Genomic DNA, 20393 nt, shown 5'->3' with positions numbered 1-20393 from the left:
CCCCGAATGCGAATTGAAAGATGCCGTCAGAGGTCGAGTGTGATCGACCCGGTTTGAATGCGAGACATGCAGATCATGATCTTCTTGCCGCTGACCCGTTCGGGCTCGGTCAGGAAGTGGTCGTTGTGCTCGATGTAGCCGTCGCACGCGACGACGCCCGTTTCGCACTGGCCGCAGGCGCCGCCGCGGCAAAGGAATGGTGCGTCGACGCCGTGTTCTTCGAGCGCTTCGAGAATGCTCTGATGGCCTTTGACCATGATCTCGCGGCCGGATTTGGCGAGCTTGACGATGAACGGCTTGCCCGGCGGCGGGGCGGAGAACTGTTCGGAATGAACGTTTTCTGCAGGCCAACCGAGCAGCTCCGCCGTCTGCAGCGCCCAGTCGATCATCGGCTTGGGACCGCATGCGTACATGTGCGTGCCGAGCCGCTGATTGCCGAGGATGCTTTCGAGCGGGATCATCTGGCCTTGGTCCTGGCGATAGACGTTCACCCGTGAGCCGTACCGCGACTGCAGATATTTGCAGTAGGCCCCTTCTTCGAGCGAACGCACGCCGTAGTGCAGTTCGAAATTCGATTTCAGGCTGTCGAGGTCGTTCATCATCGACATGAACGGCGTAATGCCGATGCCGCCCGCAATAAGAACGTGCTTCTTCGCGAGCTTCACGGGCGCAAACAGATTGAGCGGCTCGCTGATCTCAAGCTCAGTGCCGACCGAGACGTTCTCGTGCATGAACTTCGAGCCGCCGCGCGAGTCTGCGCCGCAATTCAGGACGCTGATCTGGTAGCTCGATGTGTCGAACGGCGATCCCATCAACGAGTAGGGGTTGCGCATCATGCGGTCGCCCGAATGCATGACGACGGAAATGTGCGAGCCGCCGGAGAATTCCGAAAGCGGCGCGTTGTCGATATCGACTAAGCGAAAGCGCTTGATGCGGGCGGCGACTTGCTCAACCTCGGCAACGCGGACGCGGCGAAGAGGGGAACCGCTCATTGATAAAGTGCCTCCGTCGGTGGAACATCGCCTGGAATTTCAGCGTCGATGCAGACGCCTTGGAATGCCGCGAGGCGGCGGGAATAGTGGTCACGAACGAGAAGCGTCAGGCCACAGTGTGTGCAGGTCACGGGATTGGTCGTGACGTTCTCGATGAAGCCTTTGCAATGCACGCATTGCACGCGGCGCATCAGCGAGCCGCGGTGTTCTGTCCGGATCGAGAGATGGTCGATTGAATAGTCGGCTGCGGCCTGTACGACCGAGCCGATCAGCGGCTCCGTTCCGGCGGCGTAAAGCCGGAGTCCCATCGGCGCCCCATCGAGCAGCACGCGAAGCCGCGTGATCGCTGCTGCAAGCGCGGGAAGAAATTCGATTGTCGCCGGCGAGAGCTCGGACTTCGCTGTTTGCATGTCAGCGTCGCTCAGCGTGTCGGCAAGAAGCACCGTGGTGCGCTTTGCAAAGGCGGTGTCGGCGCGTGAAAACAATTCTGTGACGGCGGCGGCGCCGCCCTTGTCACATACGATGATGTTGCTGCGGGCGTTGAGGTCCGGACTGAGGCCCGGATAGATCGGACGGCTTTTGTTCGTGCTGATCGTCATCAAGTGCTCCTTAATTCCGGTAAGCTTCCTGCCGGAAACTTCCGGAAGCGATTTGACCAGACCGGAGCGGCGATGTGAACCGCTCCGGTCCGCTCTTTCTTTAGGCGGGCAACTGGAAGAACCAGTTGGAAGCCAGGACCACAAGGAAACCGGCTACGAGCACGATGTAGGGCAGCGCGCCGGCTTTCTTTTTCTTGAAGTCAGCTTCGTGCAGTCCGAGGTCTTCCAGCATGTGCGCCGGGAAAACGCCTTTGTCCTGCACGTAGTGGCGGAAGCAGAAGACCGGGATGATCAACGCTGCCGTGAACAGGCCGGCCCACAGAGCCGACGGATTCCACACCTTCGCGCCTGCTCCCATGAACACGGCGTTCACGAAAGCGAACACCGCGCCGATGGCAAGCACCCACGTCGGCGCCCGCCACGGACGCGGAACGTCGGCGTTATCGATGCGATGCAGCCAGCCCGAGTTGAGGTTCAGGAAGTTGAAGATGATGTAACCGCAGTTCGAGACGGCGAGGATGAAGAAGAAGCTCGTGGCATCCGCGCAGGCAATCGCCAGGACTGCGAGGTTAATCACGAGATCGGTCCACATCGCGCGCGTCGGTGCACCGTGCTCGTTGACGTGGCTGAGGTAACGCGGCAGCCAGCCGTCACGCGAGCCCTGATAGAGCGTGCGCGAGGAACCCGCCATCGCCGTCATCAGGCAGAGCATGAGGGCAAGGATCATGAGCATGACGAGCAGGTTCGTGACGAACGCGCTGCCGTGACCCACCATGTTGGCCATTGCCGCCGCGACGCCCGAACCATCGACGATCGACGGCTCAAGCATGCCCGACAAGCCGAGGACGCCCTGGAACGTGAAGGGCACCAGCGTGAAGAGCACGAGGCAGAGGAGACCCGAATAGAAGATTGCCTTGAACGTGTCGGTGCCGGGATTGCGGAACTCGCTCGTGTAGCAAACCGCCGTCTCGAAGCCGTAGGTTGACCACGCCGCGATGAACATCGCGCCGAGGATCAGCGTCCATCCGCCGATATCCCAAGAGCCCATGTCCGGCGCATACGCGGCTTTCAAGGGTTCAAGAGGCGTGAAGTTCGACCAGTCGATCTGGCCGGTGATGATCGGCACGACGCCGACGATCAGCATCGGGATGATGACCGCGAGGCCGATGTATTTCTGTACGTTTGCAGTGCCGAGAATGCCCCGGTGCTGAATGGCGAAGGTAATCAGCATCAGGACCGCGCCGATGAAGAACGCGGCATTGAACGAGAACGACACCGGTCCGAGCGTGCCGTGGAACGCCGACCAGTTGCGAATTGCAGGCGTCAGCGCCGCGATGGCATCCGTCGAGAGCAAAGCGCTAATTGCATCGGCCGCGGTCTTACCGTGGTTGGCAGCAAGCCATTCGGCGATACGCGGAGAATCGGCCGGGATCGAACCTGCGTGCGCACTGATCCAGGCTGCCACTTGCGGCGCATCTGCCGGCGGGATGGGAGCCAGTGCGTTGAGAATGTAAGCGGCGGCAATGGAGCATCCGAGCGACAGCACGGGCGACCAGGCAAACCAGTTACACCAGACGGAGAGCGGTGCGATGAGCTTGGAATAACGCACCCAGGCGGCCGCGCCGTAGACCGAAGCGCCGCCTGATTTGTTCGGAAAGAGACCGGCGATTTCTGCGTAGGTAAAGGATTGAATGAATCCCATGATCATCGACACGAACCACACGAGAAAGGCGACCTTTCCCGCAACGCCCGCGATACCGCCGATCGAGAAAAGGACGAGAGCCGGGACGCCGCTGGCGACCCAAAACGCACCTCTCCAATCGATCGCCCTAACAAGTTGACCGGACGTGGCGCTTGGCCCGTCCGCAGTAAGCGTTCCCGTTTCTGTTGCCATGTTCTCTCCCGATTGAGCCTTATCGGTTGATGAAAAACGAGCACCTCCCGGTTTCGCGGCTCAAGCCCTTGGGGGCCTTTGCCGATCGAAGCCGAAAGAGCGGCGGACTGCCGTCGGGCGCGGGCTTGGTTTGATGCAACCGGACGAAACGTCCGGAAACCAATTTAAACCAGAAAACACCGCAATTGCCCAACGGTGGCCATGTTAGGCGAAGGCGGATTACCCGCAAGTCAAAAAAATCACCATCAAGAAACGCTAATTGACTATTTCGCAGGCACAAAAAGCATATTTTACCGCAATACTTAGATGTTACCGCGGTTATCGCAGTTGCGAAACCAAATTGGGTATTTTTGGTCAAATGCGGTTGCATTTTGGTCAACAAAGAGCGATTGCTGTGTCATGGGAGTGGGATAGCGAAGGATTTTCGCAATCGAGATGCGAAGCGCAGCAGCCAGCAAGCCTCGGAATTTGTGGGTGGAATCGACGGTGAGCGGGTTCGATCGGATATCGCGCGCCCGGACCGAAGAGGCTGCGCGTTGCTGGCTCGAAGCCGACGCCGTGTTGGCTGTGGAGCAAAGCGAATTCGATTCCCTGCGCGCCGTCTGTCGATCCAACGCTGGCGCTGCGCGCCTGCTTCTCGGGCACGAGCACGAAGCTGGGAACTGCTTCGAGGAGGCCGAGCTAACTTGGCGCAATGTCATCGCCGGCGTCGCCACGCTCGAAGTGCCGATGGGCGGCGCAAGTTCGTCTTTTCATTTCCGTCTCGCCGCAAAGGCGCCGGACGTTTTGATGGGCGCGCAACGGGAGCGATATCGCCGTCTCGCAGAAGCGGCTCTCGCGATCACCCAATTCAACCGCACGCTGATCGGTCGCCGAACGCCAGACGCCGCATGCACCGCGGAGCGTGCGGCCGCGTTGAGGGCGACCTTGCGGGACGTGCTCGGCTATACGGCGCCGGAAGCGCGACTGCTCTCGGCTTGCATCGAGCCGAACGGCGACGCTGATATCTACGCGATTTATGCCGACAAACTCTACGATATTTCCACGCGTCAGCTGACGTTGTCGGCCGCGCTTTCCGAGGCGTGCGCAAATTTGGAAAGCGCCGTGGCGCTGACCGCACTTCTCGCACCCACGATTTTAGAGGCGATCGATCGTTCCGCTGACGACGCTTGCGACGCCGCCGATCCGAACCAGCAGCTTGAGTTTGAATGATGTCTGATACCTACGACTTCGAAACACCGCCTTGGATCGATGACGTCTCGCGTCACCCGCTCGTCACGCCGCGGGTCAAGGAGATTGCGACACGTCTGTTCGGGCGGCTCGCATCGGGAGAATTTCCGTTCGGAACGCGAATCCCCGCCGAACGAGACCTCGCAGAAGCGTTCGGCGATAGCCGCGCCACGATCCGTCAGGCGCTCGAATTTCTATCTGTTTACGGCATTGTTTCGCGTCGCCCCGGCAGCGGTACGTTCGTTTCATATCAGCGAAAGCCACATGCGAACGGCAACGCGGCGGGACACTCCTCGTCGCATATCAACGTCGATCAGCTTGCCGAGACGGCCTCGCCCTTCGCCATGAACGTCGCTGGCTCCATTCTCGCGCCCGAGATGACGCGCCTGGCGACGATCTATATGTCGACGCGCGATATCGCCGATCTCCAGAGTCACCTTCAGCGCCTCGAAGCCATCGTCACCGAAGCCGAAATGTTTGCTGCGCTTGAAGAAGAATTCATGATGACGATCGCGCGCGGCACGCATAATTCGCTCATCGTCGCGATGTACGCGATCCTCCATGAAGTTCGTCGCCATCCGCAATGGGCGGCCGCTAGGCGGCAGGCGCTGACGCCCGCCAAGATCAAGAGCATCCAGCTGATGTTTCGCTCGCTTTACGATGCTATTGCTCGGCGCAACGTCGAGACGGCCGTCGAGATCATCAAGCTTTACGTGGCGAACGCCCACGAAGATATGATCTACGAATCCTGAGCGGTCAGGCGTTCGAGCGTTTCCGCCGACGCCGCCAAATGCTCACGCTGGTCCCACATCAGATCAAGCGCGCGCATATGCTTGACGAGCAATGAGCGGTTCTTCGCCCACCAGTCGGCAATCGAACCGAACTCCTGGATGCGTGCCTTGCCGTCAACGATGGCGACGACCGGCCAATCGCCGACGAGCGCATTGTCGATGCCGAACAGATCCTTGCCCCACCATCGCGCTTCGCCAAACGCGTGCTGGCCGATGCCGCCGATCTTCATGGCGGCGAGCACTGAGAAGGGCTCGAACGCGCGGGCGCGCTGCACGGCAGATTTCCAAAGCTCGAGCGTCGAGGCGTATTCCCACGACACCGCGCTCCATGTGCCCGGAAAGCGCCGGCAGAATTCATCGTAGAAGGTGCCGGGATCTTCGAAATTGATATGCCCTTCGTTGAGGCGCGGATCGTCGAAATCAGGGAACTGAAAGACGAAACCTTCCATGAAATCGCTGCTCGTCCGCCGGATCAGCTCCTCATAGTTGTCGCACGTGCACGATAGCAGCCGGCCGCGGAAGCCGCGTTTGAAGGCTTCGATCGTCAGCGCATGGACGAACGGCTCGTAGGCCGTGTCCCAGCATAGAATGTCTGGGTTCTTCGCCATCAACTTATCGACGATCGGACCGAAATCGCTCGTATCCGGCTCGAACAGGTGCTCCGCAACGAGTTCAATGCCGGCCGCCTCGAAGGCCGCCCGATAGGTCGCGATCGACGGCAGGCCAAGCAGATCGCGCTGCGCGCACAGGGCCGCTGTCTTGATGCCGGGATACGTCCTCTTGAGCCACTCGACGCCCGTCACGTTATAGATCGGATGCACTTCGCTCGGCGCAACTAGGGTTGGCGCGTCGGGAGACAGATCGCTCGGCAACAGCGTCGCGACGAGCATGCGATGCTGCTTGATCAGCCTGCGAACGTCCGTCGTGAGATCGTTGCCGCCGATCATCAGGATGAGTTTGACGCCTTCTTCGACGATCAGCTTCTTGGCGCCCTGAAGCGCGCGGTCCGGCTGATACATCGTGTCGTAAGGCACCAGTTCGAGCATGTAGCGGCGGCCGCCGACTTTCAGTCCGCCGGCTGCATTCACGCGCTCGGTCCAGATGAGGCTGCCGTTAAATCCAGGAACCGCCCACGCCTTCAGCGGGCCTGTAAGAGGCGCGAGAACGCCGATCTTGAGGACGGTTGAAGACCCTAATCCGAGGTCTCTCATCGCAACCGCCAGAGCCGATACAACGGCACTTCGGGGTCTAGCGGCCATAGCTTGAAATTACCGGACTTTGAGTTTGTTGCCGCACGAGGATCAACGTCATTGCATTCCAAAAGGCCACGCTTGCACGGCGGGCGACAACTCTTCACACGCAAGAATGTTTAGCTACGCTAAATCGCAGCACGCATCTTGTCGATAGCGCTGGATCAATGACAGACCGTCCCAATTAGGGGAACGGCCTGTTGCGCGGTCGCTATCGCGTTGCGCCGGTTGTTGCAATGGCCGAAGTTGCCAATGCCGTCGCAGGTTGCTCGGCGGGCTCCCCTGCAACCTGCATCTCGCTGCCGCGAACCGTCGTCAGAAAATGGTCCAGGCTCGCACCCCAGATGTCCCAGCCCTGGCGATCGTCAGCAATCGTGTGCCCGTCAGAGCCGTAGGGCGGCAGGATGTGTTCCTCGACGTCGCCTCCCCCGCTGCTCCAGGCGTGCGCGAGTTTCACGGCGAGGTTAGGTCCGAAATAGCTGTCGTTTTCGGAATAGAACCAGATCGTCGGCTCGCGTGCCGTCTCGCCGTAGAAATGCGCTGCCGACAGAAGATCGCTTTCACCGCAGATCGCATTCGGCTGGCCATATGCGTGCCCACCGCGTCCGCCGGCGAAATTCACGATGGCTTGGACTTGCGGAAGGTTGCGAGCCGCAACGGCCAGCGATGCCCATCCGCCGGTCGAGATGCCGGCGACGATGGCGCCGCGCTTGGCGATAAAGGGCTGTGCCGTCATGTAGTTGATCGTCGCCACGATGTCGTCGGCGGCGATGTTGCCGGACTCATAGTGATTGGGATTGGCGCACGTACCGACGGCCTCCGACAGTTGGCCGCCCGTCGCGCCGTGGCCGCGGCGCTGCGGAAGGATGACGGCATACCCACGCTCGACGAACCACCGCGACAGCCAATAATAAACCGGCATCGAAACGGCGAGGCGCGTGGATTCATCAGTGCCGTGATTGATGACGACGAGCGGAAACTGTTTGCCCGGCGCTTTAGGATCGTCCTCTGGTCGAAAAAGGGTCGCGCGCAGCGAACGTCCGGTTTCACCGCTTGGCAGGATCCAAAGCTGCTCGCGCATGCGCGGCCCTTCGGGACCAAAGCCGCCGTAGGTGTTGTCCGCCGCTGATGCCGTGCCGCAAACGAGGGCGGTAAGGCCAATTAGGGCGATGAGAAAAAGTCCGGTACGCTCCATCAATATTCGCAATCCGTCCCCCGCGTCGCGCGACGCGCAAATTCCCTTCAAGAAAGCCATCAGAGGTTCCCCGTCTCGCGCAACTTCCGCGCTGCAACATTGGACGGCGACGCGCCGCCATCGTCAAGAGCTGTAATAACGATCGCGGAATTGCAATTTACGCCTGTTTTTATTGATGAATTTTGCCGTCCGCGCCGATGGCCCGCGACAGGCAGCCACTGAATTTCCCCAATTGCAATGGCCAAGCTTCGCTGTGCGCGGCGCAGCGGACGTTGCCGTTCGTTTCCAATTTGCTCCGCCGACGTCAAAAAATGAAAGCGCCGGAGATCCTCCGGCGCTGTTCGTTCGTCAGATGTGGTCACCACCAGCACAGGCCGATGCAATAGCCCGGACGATAGCGGTAGGCGGACGGGCGGCGATAGGAATTATAGTAATAGTGGCGCCGGTATACGCTGTGATGGCGACGGTAGTAACGATGACGCCAATAGCGGTGACGCCATCCGTAGTGATGCCGCCATCCGCGACGGTAGCCGCAATGGCGATATCCGTTCCGCCACCAGCAGCGGTAGCGGGCCTTCTCGATAAGATTGGCCTGATCGCCTTTCAGCGCCAGCACGCCGCTCGTTAGCGCACCGGCGCGCGCACCGGGTGCGTAAGCGCCGAATGCCAAGGCCATCGCGCAGCTGAGCGCGATGATCGAAAGCAGTTTCCTCACATTGTCCCCCTTTTCCGCAATACGTTCGCCCCGAAGAAATTGTGATCCGTTGTGCTCCGGGTCCGGCGATACTGCATTCGCGCCATGTCAGTACAACCCTAATCCGTCCGTTCAGCCCGCGTCGACGCGCACTTGTGGCGAGAGTGTGGCATGTGCGCGCCACCGCATGGCTCAGACGAGGGGGCTATCCACAGGCCGCGAAGTATCGAAGGGGGGCCGCCAGATGGTGCTTGGCGATGTGCTGCCCCGGTCTCGGCGCTAAATTGCTCCGCCGCGAGCCGACAGCCGTCGCCGAATTTCGCGTAGAAAAATCTGCGTCGGCACGGTCTGTTGTGTCTCGGGATGCGTGATCAGGTAGAGGCAGTAATTCGGCAGCGTCGCCGACGGCAGCAAAGGCCAGAGGTGATCGCGTTCCTCGCGTGAGACGAGAATGGTCGGCAGAAAGCCAAGTCCGACGCCCATGCGGATCATGCGCTTGGCTTCATCCAGGTTTTCCGCTTCGCCTGACGGTCTCAGTCCCAGTCCATAACGCAGGCGGAAATTCTTCACTTCCATCGGCTCATCCGTGCCGGTCACAACGAAGCGTTCGGTGGCAAGCACTTCCGGACGGTTGACCGTCGCACCATAGAGCGGGCTGGAGCGAGCGCAGTAGAGCTGCTGAAATTCGCGCACCAGTGGCTCGTAAAGCAGTTCGGCGCGCGGCGCGGCATCGAAAGAAATGCAGACTTCCGCGCGGCCCTTGGCCAAGGCCTCGACGACGATCGGACAAGGTGCAACTTCGATCTTCAGGCGGATGCCAGGGTGACGCCGCCGCATCGTATCGAGCGTTGCATCGAGTTCCGGCGAGACAACGCCTGAGACGGTGCGGATCGTGAGCAGGCCCTGCACGTCGCCGGACGTCCTGGCGATATCGTTGGGCAGGGATTGGACGGAGTCGAAAAGGGTGTCGCAAAACTTGGCCAGGACGTGCCCCGCCGCCGTCAGCTCGATACCCCGCGGTGTTCGAAGGCATAGTTTTTCACCAACGTGCTCTTCGAGACGGCGAAGAGCCAGGCTCACCGTCGGTTGCTGCAGGTTGAGCCTTCGGGCCGCCGAGCCGATGCCTTCCGAGCGGCATATTTCGCGGAAAACCTTCAGTAAATTTAGGTCCAAGCGCCTGAAAAGCGAGGCGCCCGGCGAGATCGTCTTTTTCCGCACAGCCAATGCGACACCACTCTTGATCGAACCAACCCACTCATAAATTCTATTTATGTCACAGATTGTAAAGCGATGGGTTCCCGGCCTCAGCCCGAGCGCTGATGATGCGCGCGCCTTCAACAGTCGAATTCGACCTCCCGGGAAAGGATCGAAATTCCATGTCCCCTTCAAATATCGTCGATTTTTCCTCGACGGAAACAATTGCCGACAAGCTCGCGACGATCACCGCTAAAATCGAGCAGGCGGCCGCGCAGCCGCTGGCCCGTGCCGTGACGTTTCCTCCAGCGGCGTACACCGACGAGGACTATTTCGCTTTCGAAGCCAAGCGCGTTCTTGAGACCGGCTGGCTTTGCGTCGCGCATGTCTCCGAGCTCAAGGAGTCAGGCAGCTTTCTCGCCGTCGATCTGCTTGGTGAACCGCTGGTCGTGACGCGCGACGAACGCGATCAGATCTACGTGCTGTCGCGCGTTTGCCCGCACCGCTCTATGGACATCATCCCGGAGGGCTTTGATTTTCCGCGCCGTGGCACCGCGAAGCGTCTGACGTGCCCTTACCATCTTTGGGCGTTCGATCTCGATGGGCATCTCAAGGGCTGTCCGCACATGCAGCGCGTCGAGGATTTCAAAAAGGACGACTGGCAGCTCGCGGGTTTCCGTACCGAAGTCTGGAAGGGCTTCGTCTTCGTCAACTTCGACGGCAACGCTGCGCCGGTCGCCGAGCAATATAAAGACCTCGCGACGATGCTCGCGCCATGGAACACGGAAGACATGGAGGTCGTCATTGCCCTCAATTGGGAATGCGACTTCAACTGGAAGGTGATGATCGAGAATTGGATGGAATCCTATCATCACATCGGTGCGCACGCCGAAACACTCAATCGAACGATGCCTGGCCAAAACACCTGGAGCGAGCCCGAGCACCCACATTTCATTCGCGCTCATCTTCCCTTCAAGGAACGCATTCGCGAGGAGATGGAGGAGGCACTGGCCAGAGGCGAAGCGCTACCCGGTTTTTCGCCGATCTCCGGTCTTTCGATTGAGGATCAGGTCGAATGGGGGCTTTATGTCGGCTTTCCGTGCTTCATGCTTCTGACAACGCACGATCGCGTGCTGTGGTATCGGCTGCTGCCGCTATCGGCCAGAAAGTGCAAGCTGCAGACGATGACGCTCGTCACGAAGACGGCGATGGCCGCGCCCGACTACGCTGAGACACTCGCCGCAGAAACCAAGATGCTGAGCGACTTTCACAAGGAAGACATGCTCGTGAACGTCGGCGTGCAGCGCGGGTTAGCGTCACGGAAAGTCGTGCAGGGGCGCCTCAGTCATCTCGAGGAACCCGTTTGGCTCATCCAGCGCTACGTTGCTGCTCGCCTGAAGGGGACGTATCCCGAACGCGCCAAGCGCGCACCCTATAGCGGTCCGCTCGCGGCCGTTGAATAGACGATATGGTCTCGGCTAGTTGCCGAAGATCTCGCGCTGACGGGCTTCGAGCTCCTGGCGATAGCGCCGGAGCGCGAACGCTTCCGTGATGTAGCCCAAGGCGTGCCTCGACGTTTCGTTGTCGACGATGATCAGTCGCTCTGTTTCGCGCTGTTCAAATAAATGCACGAGCATGTCGAAGCGCGTCGAGGCCATCACCCAGTCATTGCTATGCTCAAGCGACGACTTCAGGTCTTCCAGCGTGCTACCCGCATCGTCGTTCAATTGGTCGACATGCAAGGCGGCGACATCAAGAAGGCCAACGTACGCCGCCTTTTGGTCCGCGACCGCTACGTACTTCGTCGAGCCGACGGGAAAGCGTGCGCAAAAGTCGGCGAGCGACATGGTGATCGGCACGGTATTCAAATCGCGCCGCATCAGATCGCGGGCCGTCGTCTGCCGTGCCCAGCCGACGTCCTCGCCGCCGAGGATCGCTTCGCCGCGCAAGTGAAAACGCCACGTGGCGAACGAGTATCCGAACACTTGCCTGACGGTCAGTGTCGCCGCCAGAACACCGAGCAGAACAGGTTCGACGACCGTCAAGTCGCCGGTAACTTCGATCGCGAGCAGCGCCATCGCCATCGGTGCTCCGACGACGGCAGCACCGAAGCTTGCCATGCCGACAAGACTGATGATTGCCACATCGTTTGGCGCGACCACGCCGCCCATCACGCCGAGGTTTCCGGCGATGGCGCCAGTGACGGCACCGAGGAAGAGCGATGTCGAGAACAGGCCGCCACGAAACCCCGAGCCGAGCGACAGCGCCGAAGCCACGATCTTGCCAGCCAGTACGACGGCCAACAGCTTTACCGGCCATTCGTTATTCAGGATCAGCGCCATCGCATCGTGGCCGGAGCCGAGCAGATGCGGCACGAAAATCGCCATTAAACCGACCAGCAGGCCGCCTGCCCATGGCCGGAAGACGTCACGCATTTTGCTCTGTCGGAATATGCGCTCGACACCCGTCACGCAGCGCATCAAACCGACCGACAGCAGTCCGCAAGCGACGCCGAGAAACAGTGCCAGAATGGCGTAACCATCGCTGCCAAAGCCATTTGGATTGAGCGGAATGTGATAGGAGTGGCCGACCAAAAGTCGCGACGCCAGATGTCCCGCCACGGCCGCCGCAACGACGGGTGACAGCGTCGCGACGGTATAGCTGCCGACGATGAGTTCGAAGCCGTAAGCGGCCCCTGCGAACGGCGCCGCAAATGCACCCGCGATGCCGCCTGCGCATCCTGCGCCGACGAGCATGCGCACGTCGTGACGACGACGGTTCAAGAATTGTCCGACTTTCGAGCCGACGGCTCCGGCAGCCTGCGTAAAGCCGCCTTCGATACCGAGCGACAGGCCGAAGCCACTCGATAGCAGCGACTGCAAAGCCACGAACGCGCTGTCCCTGAACGACATGCGGCCGCCGTAAAGCGCGTTGGCTTCGATCGGGTCGACGATCACATGCCTGAGCCGCGATTGATGCAGGTACGTTGCGCCCACGAGAACGCCGCCCAGGGTTACGATGAAGATCACCTGGGTGGGAGAGAGGTCCAATGCCGAGCTGAGCCGCTCTCCCGCATTCAGCCCAAAGAGATATTGGTGCGCGGTTTCCGAGATGAGGATCATCAGCGAAGCGATAGCGCCACTGGCCGCGCCGACACACGCAGCCGCGACGACAAGGATAAAGGAGTTGTCACGGAGGAGCTTGCGCAGGGACCCCCGATAAACGCGGATGACGGCAACAGCCCATCTGAGCGGTCTGCGTTTCTGGCCGAAGGGGAAAAGGCGCATATGGAATTTTAAATCGAAATGAGGCTCCCAGCTGAGCCGGACCTAGCATACGCCGATTGTCTCTGTCATTGCAGAAGATGCCGTATTCGGGCGGGCGCGAGGCAGCCGAACTTGTACGCTGGCTCGCTTGTGCCGGTCTTCAGCAGAAGCCAATGAGCGGTGGAGAGACGGCGCGAGAGGAAAGAGTACCTGGACAACCATGACGAGTCGTCGCACCCTGACGCTCTCTATGCAGACCATCAGAAGCCCCGGCCGAAATCTCTGAAGGCAGGCCGGGGCTTTTTCTGCGGGTAGGAGCGGGGAGGTCTTAATCTTCCCTGACGCCAGTTTCCGCGATGCCCTGCTCGTTGCCGTAATATTTATACGGCAGGAATTTCCCCGACATCGTCAGGCGGATGCGATCGCCCTTGGCGTGCGGCTTGCGTTCGAGATCCATATCGAAGTCGATCGCAGACATGATGCCGTCGCCGAATTCCTCTTCGATCAACGCCTTCCATGCCGGACCGTTGACCATCACAAGCTCGTAGAAGCGATAGAGCAGTGGATCGGTTGGCGGCATCGGCATGCCGCGATACGGGACCTCGTTCAGCATCCGCTCTTCGGTTTCGGACAGTTCGAACAGTTCGGCAGCTTTCTTCGCGAGCGGCTTCACGAGTTTCATTTGTCCGAGCAACGCGCCAACGACGAGAACGGGCGACACGCCGCCGATCTCGGTCGTGATGTGTTTCCACGTCCAACCCTTCGCGCGTTTGATATCGAGTATCTTTTCCGTCAGGTCTTCCCTGCGCATCGCCGTCTCCGTCAGAATGAGAACGCGTCGGAAGCGCCGCTTTCACGGCGCTTCCTTTGAGACGCTTCAGGCTTTCTTGAACTTAGCAGCCTCTTCCGAGCCGCCCGTCGCGTTGCCGGCGCTATAGGAATGTGCGCCGACGCCAGCGAGCTTGCCGCCCTGAACGATCAGGTACTCGTTGCGGATGGGACGGTTCTCGAAATAGCACTCGAGAATTTCACGCGTGCCCGCCGCATAGCGCGCCTGTGCTGACAACGACGTTCCCGAGATATGCGGGGTCATGCCGTGATGCGGCATCGTCCGCCACGGATGGTCTTGCGGTGCGGGCTGCGGGAACCACACATCGCCCGCATATCCTGCAAGCTGGCCGCTTTCGAGAGCACGCACGATCGCATCGCGGTCGCAGAGCTTGCCGCGAGCCGTATTAACGAGATACGCGCCGCGTTTGAAGTTCTTGAGCGATTTGTCGTTGATCATGTGCTCCGTTTCCGGATGCAGCGGGCAGTTCAACGTCACGACGTCGCAAACCTTCGTCAGGCTTTCGAGGCTCGTGTGGTGCGTGAGGTTTAGTTCCTTCTCAACCGCGTCGGGAAGCTTGTAGCGATCCATATAGTGAAGCTTGACGTCGAACGGTTTCAGAAGACGCAGCACGCGCAGGCCGATGCGGCCTGCAGCGACCGTGCCGACGTGCATGCCTTCGATATCGTACGAGCGTTCGACGCAGTCGGCGATGTTCCAGCCGCCCTTGATCACCCAGTTGTACGAAGGGATGTAATTGCGAACGAGCGAGAGCATCTGCATGACGACATGCTCGGCAACACTGTTCGAGTTGCAGTACGTGACCTCGGCGACGGTGATGCCATGATCCATCGCTGCTTGAAGATCGGTGTGATCCGAACCGATACCGGCGGTCACGATCATCTTCAGCTTCGGTGCCTTGGCAATGCGTTCGGCCGTCATGTACGCGGGCCAGAACGGCTGCGAAATGACGATTTCGGCGTCGTGAAGCTCCTTGTCGAGCTGAGAATTCGCGCCGTCCTTGTCGGACGTCACGACCAGCGTGTGGCCGTTGCTTTCAAGGTATTTGCGAAGACCGAGTTCGCCCGACACGCTGCCGAGCAGGTGGCCCGGAACGAAATCGATGGCGTGCGGTGTCGGCGTCGTCTGTCCGTCGGGATACTTCGTGATCGTGGGGATGTCGTCGCGCGCGTATGATTTCGGATACCCGGTTACGGGATCGTCGTAGAGCACACATACGATCTTAGCCATCTCAAACTCCGTTCTGAAAAAGGGCAATGAGCAAGCGTTTCGTCCGGAGGTGTCCGGACGACTGACGATCTGTCGGCGAGGCGGGATGGCGGGCTCTCTCAATAGCCCGAGCATCATTCCTCTTGGCGCTTCCTCGCTTGGCTGACGGCTATTGAAAGCTCTTCCTCGACCAAGCGCGCGAGTTGTCGTGCCTTGCAGGCCGGACGGTCAAACGAATGAGATTTCTGAGGTGATCGATATGGTCGATCATTCCGCCGCGACGAGCGCAGGGGCGAAGAGGTCTTCCTGGTTCAGGCGCGACGCGCAGCGGATAAGCGCATGCGCAAGGGGAGAGAGGGGGTCGCGGTTCGAGGCGACAAGGCCGATCGATTGACTATGTTTCGGGTCGACAAGCTCGACCAGCGCCAGTTCTTTGCAGCCACAGAAGATATACGAAAACGTGTGTGGAATGATGCTCGACCACTCGCCGCTGCAGACGTGCGAACAGATCGCGAGGTATGAATTCGAGGTAACGGAAGGCGCGAGCTTCAGCCCGAGAGACTCTGCGAGCTTATTGAGAACGCGTCTGTTCTGCATGCTCTCGTTCAACAGGCAGAGGTTCTCGGTAACGGCCTCTTTCCAGGAAATAGCATCGGTCTGCGCCAACGGACTATCGACGTGTGTGACGAGAAAATACCGCTCGCGGTAAAGTGGCGTCTTGCGGACGTTCGCTAATGGCTCGTTCTCCAAGTAAGTAAGTCCGGCGTCGAGTTCGAACTTGTCGATGCCTGCTTGAATCTCCGCCGATGTCATCGAGAAGACGTCAACCGTGATGCCGGGGTGCTGGGCACAGAACGGCGACGTGAGCTTTGCAACGGCCGGCATCGCGGCCGGGATGACGCCGAGGCGTAACGTACCCTTCAAGCCCTCGCGAAGTCCCGCCACGTCCTGCTTGAGGTTTTCATAATCGGAGATGATCTGCGACGCCCAAGCGACGACGCGCTCGCCCTCGGGCGTCAGGCCAATGAAACGCGGTCCCCGCAACACGAGGCGCATATCGAGTTCGCGTTCGAGCGCTTTCAGTCCTGCCGACAACGTCGATTGCGTGACGTGGCATTTCTCGGCAGCGCGCGTGAAATGTTTCTCGCGAGCAAGCGCAACCAGGTAGCTCATCTGACGAACGAACATGGGGATCTCGGACGGCTTGCCGCTATTCGATATAGCCGTACGAATATAACGATGCTCATCCGTCTAGGGAAGGGACCTCGGCGGATCTCTACTGCGCGTTCGGGAACGCAGGGAGCAATGGCAGATTTTCCAACCTGATATGCGATCTTAACTTATTGTCGAAGCGAGGTTATTTCGCTTCTGAAGGCATTCCGTAATATTGCGCCAGAGCATGCATTTGCTCGGCCGTCAGATCTTTCGCGATCGAGCGCATCCGCGCAAATGTATCGTTGTGTCTCTCGCCGCTCGCAAATTTCTTCAGCTGGGCTTCGAGGTAGGACGGCGATTGTCCAGAGAGCAGGGGCGCGCCCTCGGGGCCGCCACCCACGTCGTTATGGCAGGCGATGCAAGGGGGCAGCGCTAACGCCGGATTGCCAATGTTAACGAGATCCAGAGTCGCCTCCGGAGCCTTGTCGCTGGCGGGCGCAGGCTTCTGTCCGGCGAAATAGGCGGAGACGTCTTCGATCTGCTGATCCGTCAGAGCCTGTGCCACCGGCCCCATGATATCCGACACCCGCGACCCTGATTTGAAATCGCTGAGCTGCTTGAACAGTGAGGCTTCAGACTGTCCGGCGAGATTTGGAAATTGCGTCGGATCAATCGAAAGGCCCTTCTCGCCGTGGCATGCCGAGCAATTGTCCTTGACGATGTCGAAGCCGCGCTTCGGATCGCCTTTCTCCAAGGCTATTCTCGTCGCGGCACTCCACGTTACGTCCGAAGCGGCCGAGCCGGGCTTCGCGGCCATTCCGGCAACGTTGGTGCCGAAGCCGAACGCCCGGCAGATGGCACCCCACGGATCGAGTTGGGGATTGTCGCGAATGGGAAGCAGAATTGTACCGAGCAGCAGGCTCGCGACAACGAACGATCCCGTGGCGATGAAAACCCAACGCCGCCAAAGGCGGTCTTCAGCGCGCGTATCCGGTAAGTCGTGGTCGTGTTCGCTTGCCATGGACTTAGTTTCCAATGTCGACGCGATGGATAAGCGCCGGATGCACGTCCAGCAGGTAGAACTGCGCGATCGGATAACCGAAAGCGACGAGCATCAGGAAGGCTGTCACGGTGTTCCAAAGTCCGAATCCGTTCAGCGCGTTCGGCAGCCGTTTCGGCGGATAAACTGCAACCGCATAGTGCATCTGCCGGCTCGGAACCCGAGAAGCAAAGAAGATCGACGCGAGGTTCCAAAGGAAAAGCAGCGCTGCGGCCAGCATTACGAAGCCGCCAACCATCGAGACCAGCGTCCAAGGCTGCCAATTGGCCATCGCCGGATTGGAGTAGTCGAATGTCGCCACGCGGCGCGGCTGCCCCATCAGGCCGAGGATGTGCCACGGAAACGTCGTGACGATGACGCCGATGGCCCACAGCCAGAGCTGAAGCCGCAGCAGCCGATTATCGAAGCCCTGGCGCTGGAGAAGAAGCGGCCAGATCTGGTAGGTGGTCGCAAAGTACATGATCACGACCGAGCCGCCGAAGATCAGATGGAAATGCGCCGTCACCCACGATGTATTATGCACCATCGCGTTCATGCCGTAGGCCATGTTCACGACGCCGCCGAACCCGCCGAAGCCGAGCAGGACGAAGGACAGCCCCGTGGCAAGAACCATTGGCCGGTCCCATGGCAATGCCGCAATCCAGCCTAGCAATCCTTTGCCGCCGCGCAGTCGGCCGGCAATCTCCATCGACGCGCTGATCGTGAAGATGGTCAGCAGCGTCGGGAGCACGACGAGAGCCGTCAGTGTCGCTTGCAGGAATTTGAATGTGGCACCGTGCTCGGGATCCATGAATAGGTGATGCATTCCGACCGGCAGCGAGAACAGAATGAGCAGCACGAAGCTGATGCGCGCCATCATATCGCTGTAAAGGCGTCCGCCGGCCACTTGCGGCGCAATCGTGTAGAACGCGATGTAGGCCGGCAGCAGCCAGAAATAGACGATCGGATGCAGGGTCCATGCAAAGAAGGTTCGCGCCAGACCGACATCGACCGTTTGGCTCCAGCCGAGCGACGAGGGGATGAGCTGGAAGATCACTTCGACGCCGACGCCGAGAGTCGTCCAAAGCCACAGGTACGCGTTTGCGACCGTCGCGAACATCACGAGAGGAACGGGCTTGCCCGGGTTTTCGCGCTTCCATTGCGCCATGGCCCAGATCATGATCGCGACCCACGCCCATGACCCGACCACGATCAGCAGCACACCGAAGTAATAGGAAAAGTCGCCGATGAGCGGCGGATAGAATGTGTAAAGCACGCTCGCTTTTCCTGCGACGATCGGAATGATCGCCAGAACCATACCAATGACGGCGACCCAGAATCCAGCCCACGCCAAGCGCATGCTCGGCAATGGGCGGTCAAGGGATGTCACCGCTACGAAATAGCCAAATCCCATCGCGAATAGCGTGGGCATGACGTAGGCCATGATCGTGCCGTGCGCAGTGACGGACGCAAAGTATGTTGTGGGCGATGTCAAAGGCGGATTGATCCCGCTCCTGACCGTCATCTGCCATGCTCCGAGGACGGCAGCGATGCCGAGCGCAACGAACGCGACGACGAGATGCGCGACGACCAGTTTTTCAGCGCGATACTTCACAGCTCATCTTTCCAAGGGAATCGGGCTTCCAATGCGCGTCGTCGAGAACCTTTACGAGCGCCCACATTTCGCTGTGACCCAAGCCGCAGTATTCGTGGCAGGGCATGAGATGATCGCCGGGCGAATTGAAAACCGTCCGGACTTGCGACACGTAGCCGGGCACGACCATCGTGTTGGCATTGGTGCCCGCCACGATGAAGCCATGGATCACGTCCGGGCTGGTGACGCGAAACGTGACGGGCCGCCCGACGGGAACCGGAATGCAGCGCGGCACGAATTCGAATTGCGTCGCAATGACGCGAACGGTGACGGAACCATCTGGATTGACCTGGGTCCCGAGGTTGCTCGCGACGAATTCGCTATTCGTGCTGAGGGTGGTCGGATCGATTGTCTCAACGTGGCTCGGCGGACGTATCGCCATCATGATGCTTGTCACGACAAAGACGGCCAGCATGATGCCGACGGCCGATGCCGCAACGATGCCCCAGCGTTCTTCCGATTTGATGATGTCCTGTTCGCTCATGCCTCAGCTCACCCAATCGGCCCGCGCGGCAGGAAGACCAGGAAATAAAGGAACAGGTAGGCGAGCACGAGAATGCCGACCGCGGTGCCGGCAAGCGCGAAAGCGCCCTCTGGCACGTCCCGAAGGACAGCCTGCAATTGCTTTTCGTCTACGGTGTCAGTCTCGTTTTGCGGCTTGGCGGGACGTGGCGGATCACTGGCCATAAATCTATGTCCAATTTTAAATGTAGCAATGCACGACCTGAATTGAAACTTGTCTGGCTATGTACGGGCGGACAAGATTCAATTGAGACTGACTTGGCAATATATAACAAGGTGCCGTTTAATCAGATATGACATTTGTGCCGCCAAATTGAAAAGCCCCTTAGTGAGGCTGATCCAGGTCAGACTTGGGCGCGGGGCGGCATGATGCGTCAAGCGTATCGTAATTCAACTAATCATCGCTTATCACTATTGGATTGGCTGATTCGGCGGCAAGTTCAGATCGTCCGCTTGCAGTGCGTCGTCTCGGATGCCACAAGAGAGAAAAAAGTATTTTATTTTGAATTTCGATTGTGGGGTATTGGAATACTTTGTCGATAAAATAGATGCATGAAATCTATTTGAAATTCCGATTTGTCATTAACGATGAAATAAAAAAATTAAGTCTGAGAATTCCGGAAATAAAAACGCATGAAACTCGTATTTTCAAGAAGCTGGTCTGCTCGAGCATCGTTCGCAGTCGGATTTTAGCCCGACGCCGTGCACACTCCCACAACGCTGCGCCAGCGTGTCGGCGCTGTCCGAAAAGGCTGGACGGATTTTCCGAGCAGGGCACGCAAATCCCAGAGCCTCAGACGGCAAATTCGGCATATAATTTGACCTTCCGGACGCTTCTGCTTAATGCGGCGTCGCTGCA

The 20393-nt window shown here is 59.5% G+C and carries 18 protein-coding genes; 3 read left to right on the top strand and 15 right to left on the bottom strand.

The genetic code is table 11. From position 1 onward, the window contains the following. Positions 1–26 precede the first annotated feature (26 nt). From HYPMC_RS12625 to HYPMC_RS12615, 3 genes are all read right to left on the bottom strand, one after another. Positions 27–992, bottom strand: a complete 966-nt coding sequence (locus HYPMC_RS12625; protein ID WP_013948348.1) for a PDR/VanB family oxidoreductase — start codon at positions 990–992, stop codon at positions 27–29. Then, positions 989–1591 (bottom strand): dimethylamine monooxygenase subunit DmmA family protein, encoded by a 603-nt coding sequence (locus HYPMC_RS12620; RefSeq protein ID WP_013948347.1) that lies wholly within the window; start codon positions 1589–1591, stop codon positions 989–991. The genes HYPMC_RS12625 and HYPMC_RS12620 overlap by 4 nt, the downstream gene beginning before the upstream one ends. A 100-nt stretch (positions 1592–1691) precedes the next feature. Continuing rightward, on the bottom strand, positions 1692–3485 hold the full coding sequence (locus tag HYPMC_RS12615) for an APC family permease (protein ID WP_013948346.1): 1794 nt from the start codon (positions 3483–3485) through the stop codon (positions 1692–1694). A 486-nt stretch (positions 3486–3971) separates the two neighbouring features. Between HYPMC_RS12615 and HYPMC_RS12610 the strand changes: the two genes are divergently transcribed. Then, positions 3972–4697, top strand: a complete 726-nt coding sequence (locus HYPMC_RS12610; RefSeq protein WP_155831247.1) for a hypothetical protein — start codon at positions 3972–3974, stop codon at positions 4695–4697. After that, a complete protein-coding gene (locus HYPMC_RS12605; RefSeq protein ID WP_013948344.1) occupies positions 4694–5467 on the top strand; it encodes a FadR/GntR family transcriptional regulator in 774 nt (257 codons plus the stop codon). Before HYPMC_RS12610 ends, HYPMC_RS12605 begins: the two co-directional genes overlap by 4 nt. Here the strand turns inward: HYPMC_RS12605 and HYPMC_RS12600 are convergent. The 4 genes from HYPMC_RS12600 to HYPMC_RS12580 form a co-directional block, all read right to left on the bottom strand. Continuing rightward, positions 5455–6765, bottom strand: a complete 1311-nt coding sequence (locus HYPMC_RS12600) for an ABC transporter substrate-binding protein (RefSeq protein WP_013948343.1) — start codon at positions 6763–6765, stop codon at positions 5455–5457. The genes HYPMC_RS12605 and HYPMC_RS12600 overlap by 13 nt on opposite strands. 202 nt (positions 6766–6967) lie before the next feature. Beyond that, positions 6968–8011: a S9 family peptidase gene (locus HYPMC_RS12595; RefSeq protein ID WP_013948342.1), complete on the bottom strand. Its 1044-nt coding sequence runs from the start codon at positions 8009–8011 to the stop codon at positions 6968–6970. A gap of 298 nt (positions 8012–8309) precedes the next feature. Then, positions 8310–8666 (bottom strand): hypothetical protein, encoded by a 357-nt coding sequence (locus tag HYPMC_RS12585; RefSeq protein ID WP_013948341.1) that lies wholly within the window; start codon positions 8664–8666, stop codon positions 8310–8312. Between the two features lie 258 nt (positions 8667–8924). Next, positions 8925–9863 carry a LysR family transcriptional regulator gene (locus HYPMC_RS12580; protein WP_244421045.1) on the bottom strand — a complete coding sequence of 313 codons (939 nt, stop codon included), beginning with the start codon at positions 9861–9863 and terminating at the stop codon, positions 8925–8927. 158 nt (positions 9864–10021) lie between these two features. Between HYPMC_RS12580 and HYPMC_RS12575 the strand changes: the two genes are divergently transcribed. Further along, the gene (locus tag HYPMC_RS12575) at positions 10022–11302 is read left to right on the top strand and encodes an aromatic ring-hydroxylating dioxygenase subunit alpha (RefSeq protein WP_013948338.1); all 1281 of its coding nucleotides are present in this window, start codon (positions 10022–10024) and stop codon (positions 11300–11302) included. 15 nt (positions 11303–11317) lie between these two features. On the opposite strand, the gene HYPMC_RS12570 is transcribed toward HYPMC_RS12575, so the two are convergent. The 8 genes from HYPMC_RS12570 to HYPMC_RS12535 all read right to left on the bottom strand — a co-directional run bounded on the left by HYPMC_RS12570 (position 11318) and on the right by HYPMC_RS12535 (position 19699). After that, positions 11318–13126 carry a chloride channel protein gene (locus HYPMC_RS12570; RefSeq protein WP_013948337.1) on the bottom strand — a complete coding sequence of 603 codons (1809 nt, stop codon included), beginning with the start codon at positions 13124–13126 and terminating at the stop codon, positions 11318–11320. Between the two features lie 307 nt (positions 13127–13433). Further along, entirely contained in the window at positions 13434–13916 is a 483-nt protein-coding gene (gene cynS, locus HYPMC_RS12565; protein WP_013948336.1) for a cyanase, read from the bottom strand. A gap of 66 nt (positions 13917–13982) precedes the next feature. Then, positions 13983–15185, bottom strand: coding sequence for an NAD-dependent formate dehydrogenase (locus tag HYPMC_RS12560; RefSeq protein WP_013948335.1), 1203 nt, complete (start codon positions 15183–15185; stop codon positions 13983–13985). A gap of 246 nt (positions 15186–15431) precedes the next feature. Further along, a complete protein-coding gene (locus HYPMC_RS12555; protein ID WP_013948334.1) occupies positions 15432–16352 on the bottom strand; it encodes a LysR family transcriptional regulator in 921 nt (306 codons plus the stop codon). A gap of 169 nt (positions 16353–16521) precedes the next feature. Beyond that, complete coding sequence (locus tag HYPMC_RS23255) at positions 16522–17340, bottom strand: cytochrome c (RefSeq protein ID WP_013948333.1); 819 nt, start codon at positions 17338–17340, stop codon at positions 16522–16524. Positions 17341–17344: 4 nt separating this feature from the next. Next, on the bottom strand, positions 17345–18973 hold the full coding sequence (locus tag HYPMC_RS12545; RefSeq protein WP_013948332.1) for a cbb3-type cytochrome c oxidase subunit I: 1629 nt from the start codon (positions 18971–18973) through the stop codon (positions 17345–17347). Further along, entirely contained in the window at positions 18957–19496 is a 540-nt protein-coding gene (locus HYPMC_RS12540; RefSeq protein ID WP_013948331.1) for a cytochrome c oxidase subunit II, read from the bottom strand. Before HYPMC_RS12540 ends, HYPMC_RS12545 begins: the two co-directional genes overlap by 17 nt. Positions 19497–19504: 8 nt before the next feature. After that, positions 19505–19699 (bottom strand): hypothetical protein, encoded by a 195-nt coding sequence (locus HYPMC_RS12535; protein ID WP_013948330.1) that lies wholly within the window; start codon positions 19697–19699, stop codon positions 19505–19507. Positions 19700–20393: the final 694 nt, after the last annotated feature.

The organism is Hyphomicrobium sp. MC1, from assembly GCF_000253295.1.
GTDB lineage: Bacteria > Pseudomonadota > Alphaproteobacteria > Rhizobiales > Hyphomicrobiaceae > Hyphomicrobium_B.
This window is presented reverse-complemented; position numbering and strand designations above follow the sequence as displayed.

Bases quoted from the DNA above. Each gene is read 5' to 3' on its own strand.
- HYPMC_RS12625 (WP_013948348.1), bottom strand. From the start codon at position 992: ATGAGCGGTTCCCCTCTTCGCCGCGTCCGCGTTGCCGAGGTTGAGCAA.
- HYPMC_RS12620 (WP_013948347.1), bottom strand. From the start codon at position 1,591: ATGACGATCAGCACGAACAAAAGCCGTCCGATCTATCCGGGCCTCAGT.
- HYPMC_RS12615 (WP_013948346.1), bottom strand. From the start codon at position 3,485: ATGGCAACAGAAACGGGAACGCTTACTGCGGACGGGCCAAGCGCCACG.
- HYPMC_RS12605 (WP_013948344.1), top strand. From the start codon at position 4,694: ATGATGTCTGATACCTACGACTTCGAAACACCGCCTTGGATCGATGAC.
- HYPMC_RS12600 (WP_013948343.1), bottom strand. From the start codon at position 6,765: ATGGCCGCTAGACCCCGAAGTGCCGTTGTATCGGCTCTGGCGGTTGCG.
- HYPMC_RS12595 (WP_013948342.1), bottom strand. From the start codon at position 8,011: ATGGCTTTCTTGAAGGGAATTTGCGCGTCGCGCGACGCGGGGGACGGA.
- HYPMC_RS12575 (WP_013948338.1), top strand. From the start codon at position 10,022: ATGTCCCCTTCAAATATCGTCGATTTTTCCTCGACGGAAACAATTGCC.
- HYPMC_RS12570 (WP_013948337.1), bottom strand. From the start codon at position 13,126: ATGCGCCTTTTCCCCTTCGGCCAGAAACGCAGACCGCTCAGATGGGCT.
- cynS (WP_013948336.1), bottom strand. From the start codon at position 13,916: ATGCGCAGGGAAGACCTGACGGAAAAGATACTCGATATCAAACGCGCG.
- HYPMC_RS12560 (WP_013948335.1), bottom strand. From the start codon at position 15,185: ATGGCTAAGATCGTATGTGTGCTCTACGACGATCCCGTAACCGGGTAT.
- HYPMC_RS12555 (WP_013948334.1), bottom strand. From the start codon at position 16,352: ATGTTCGTTCGTCAGATGAGCTACCTGGTTGCGCTTGCTCGCGAGAAA.
- HYPMC_RS23255 (WP_013948333.1), bottom strand. From the start codon at position 17,340: ATGGCAAGCGAACACGACCACGACTTACCGGATACGCGCGCTGAAGAC.
- HYPMC_RS12540 (WP_013948331.1), bottom strand. From the start codon at position 19,496: ATGAGCGAACAGGACATCATCAAATCGGAAGAACGCTGGGGCATCGTT.
- HYPMC_RS12535 (WP_013948330.1), bottom strand. From the start codon at position 19,699: ATGGCCAGTGATCCGCCACGTCCCGCCAAGCCGCAAAACGAGACTGAC.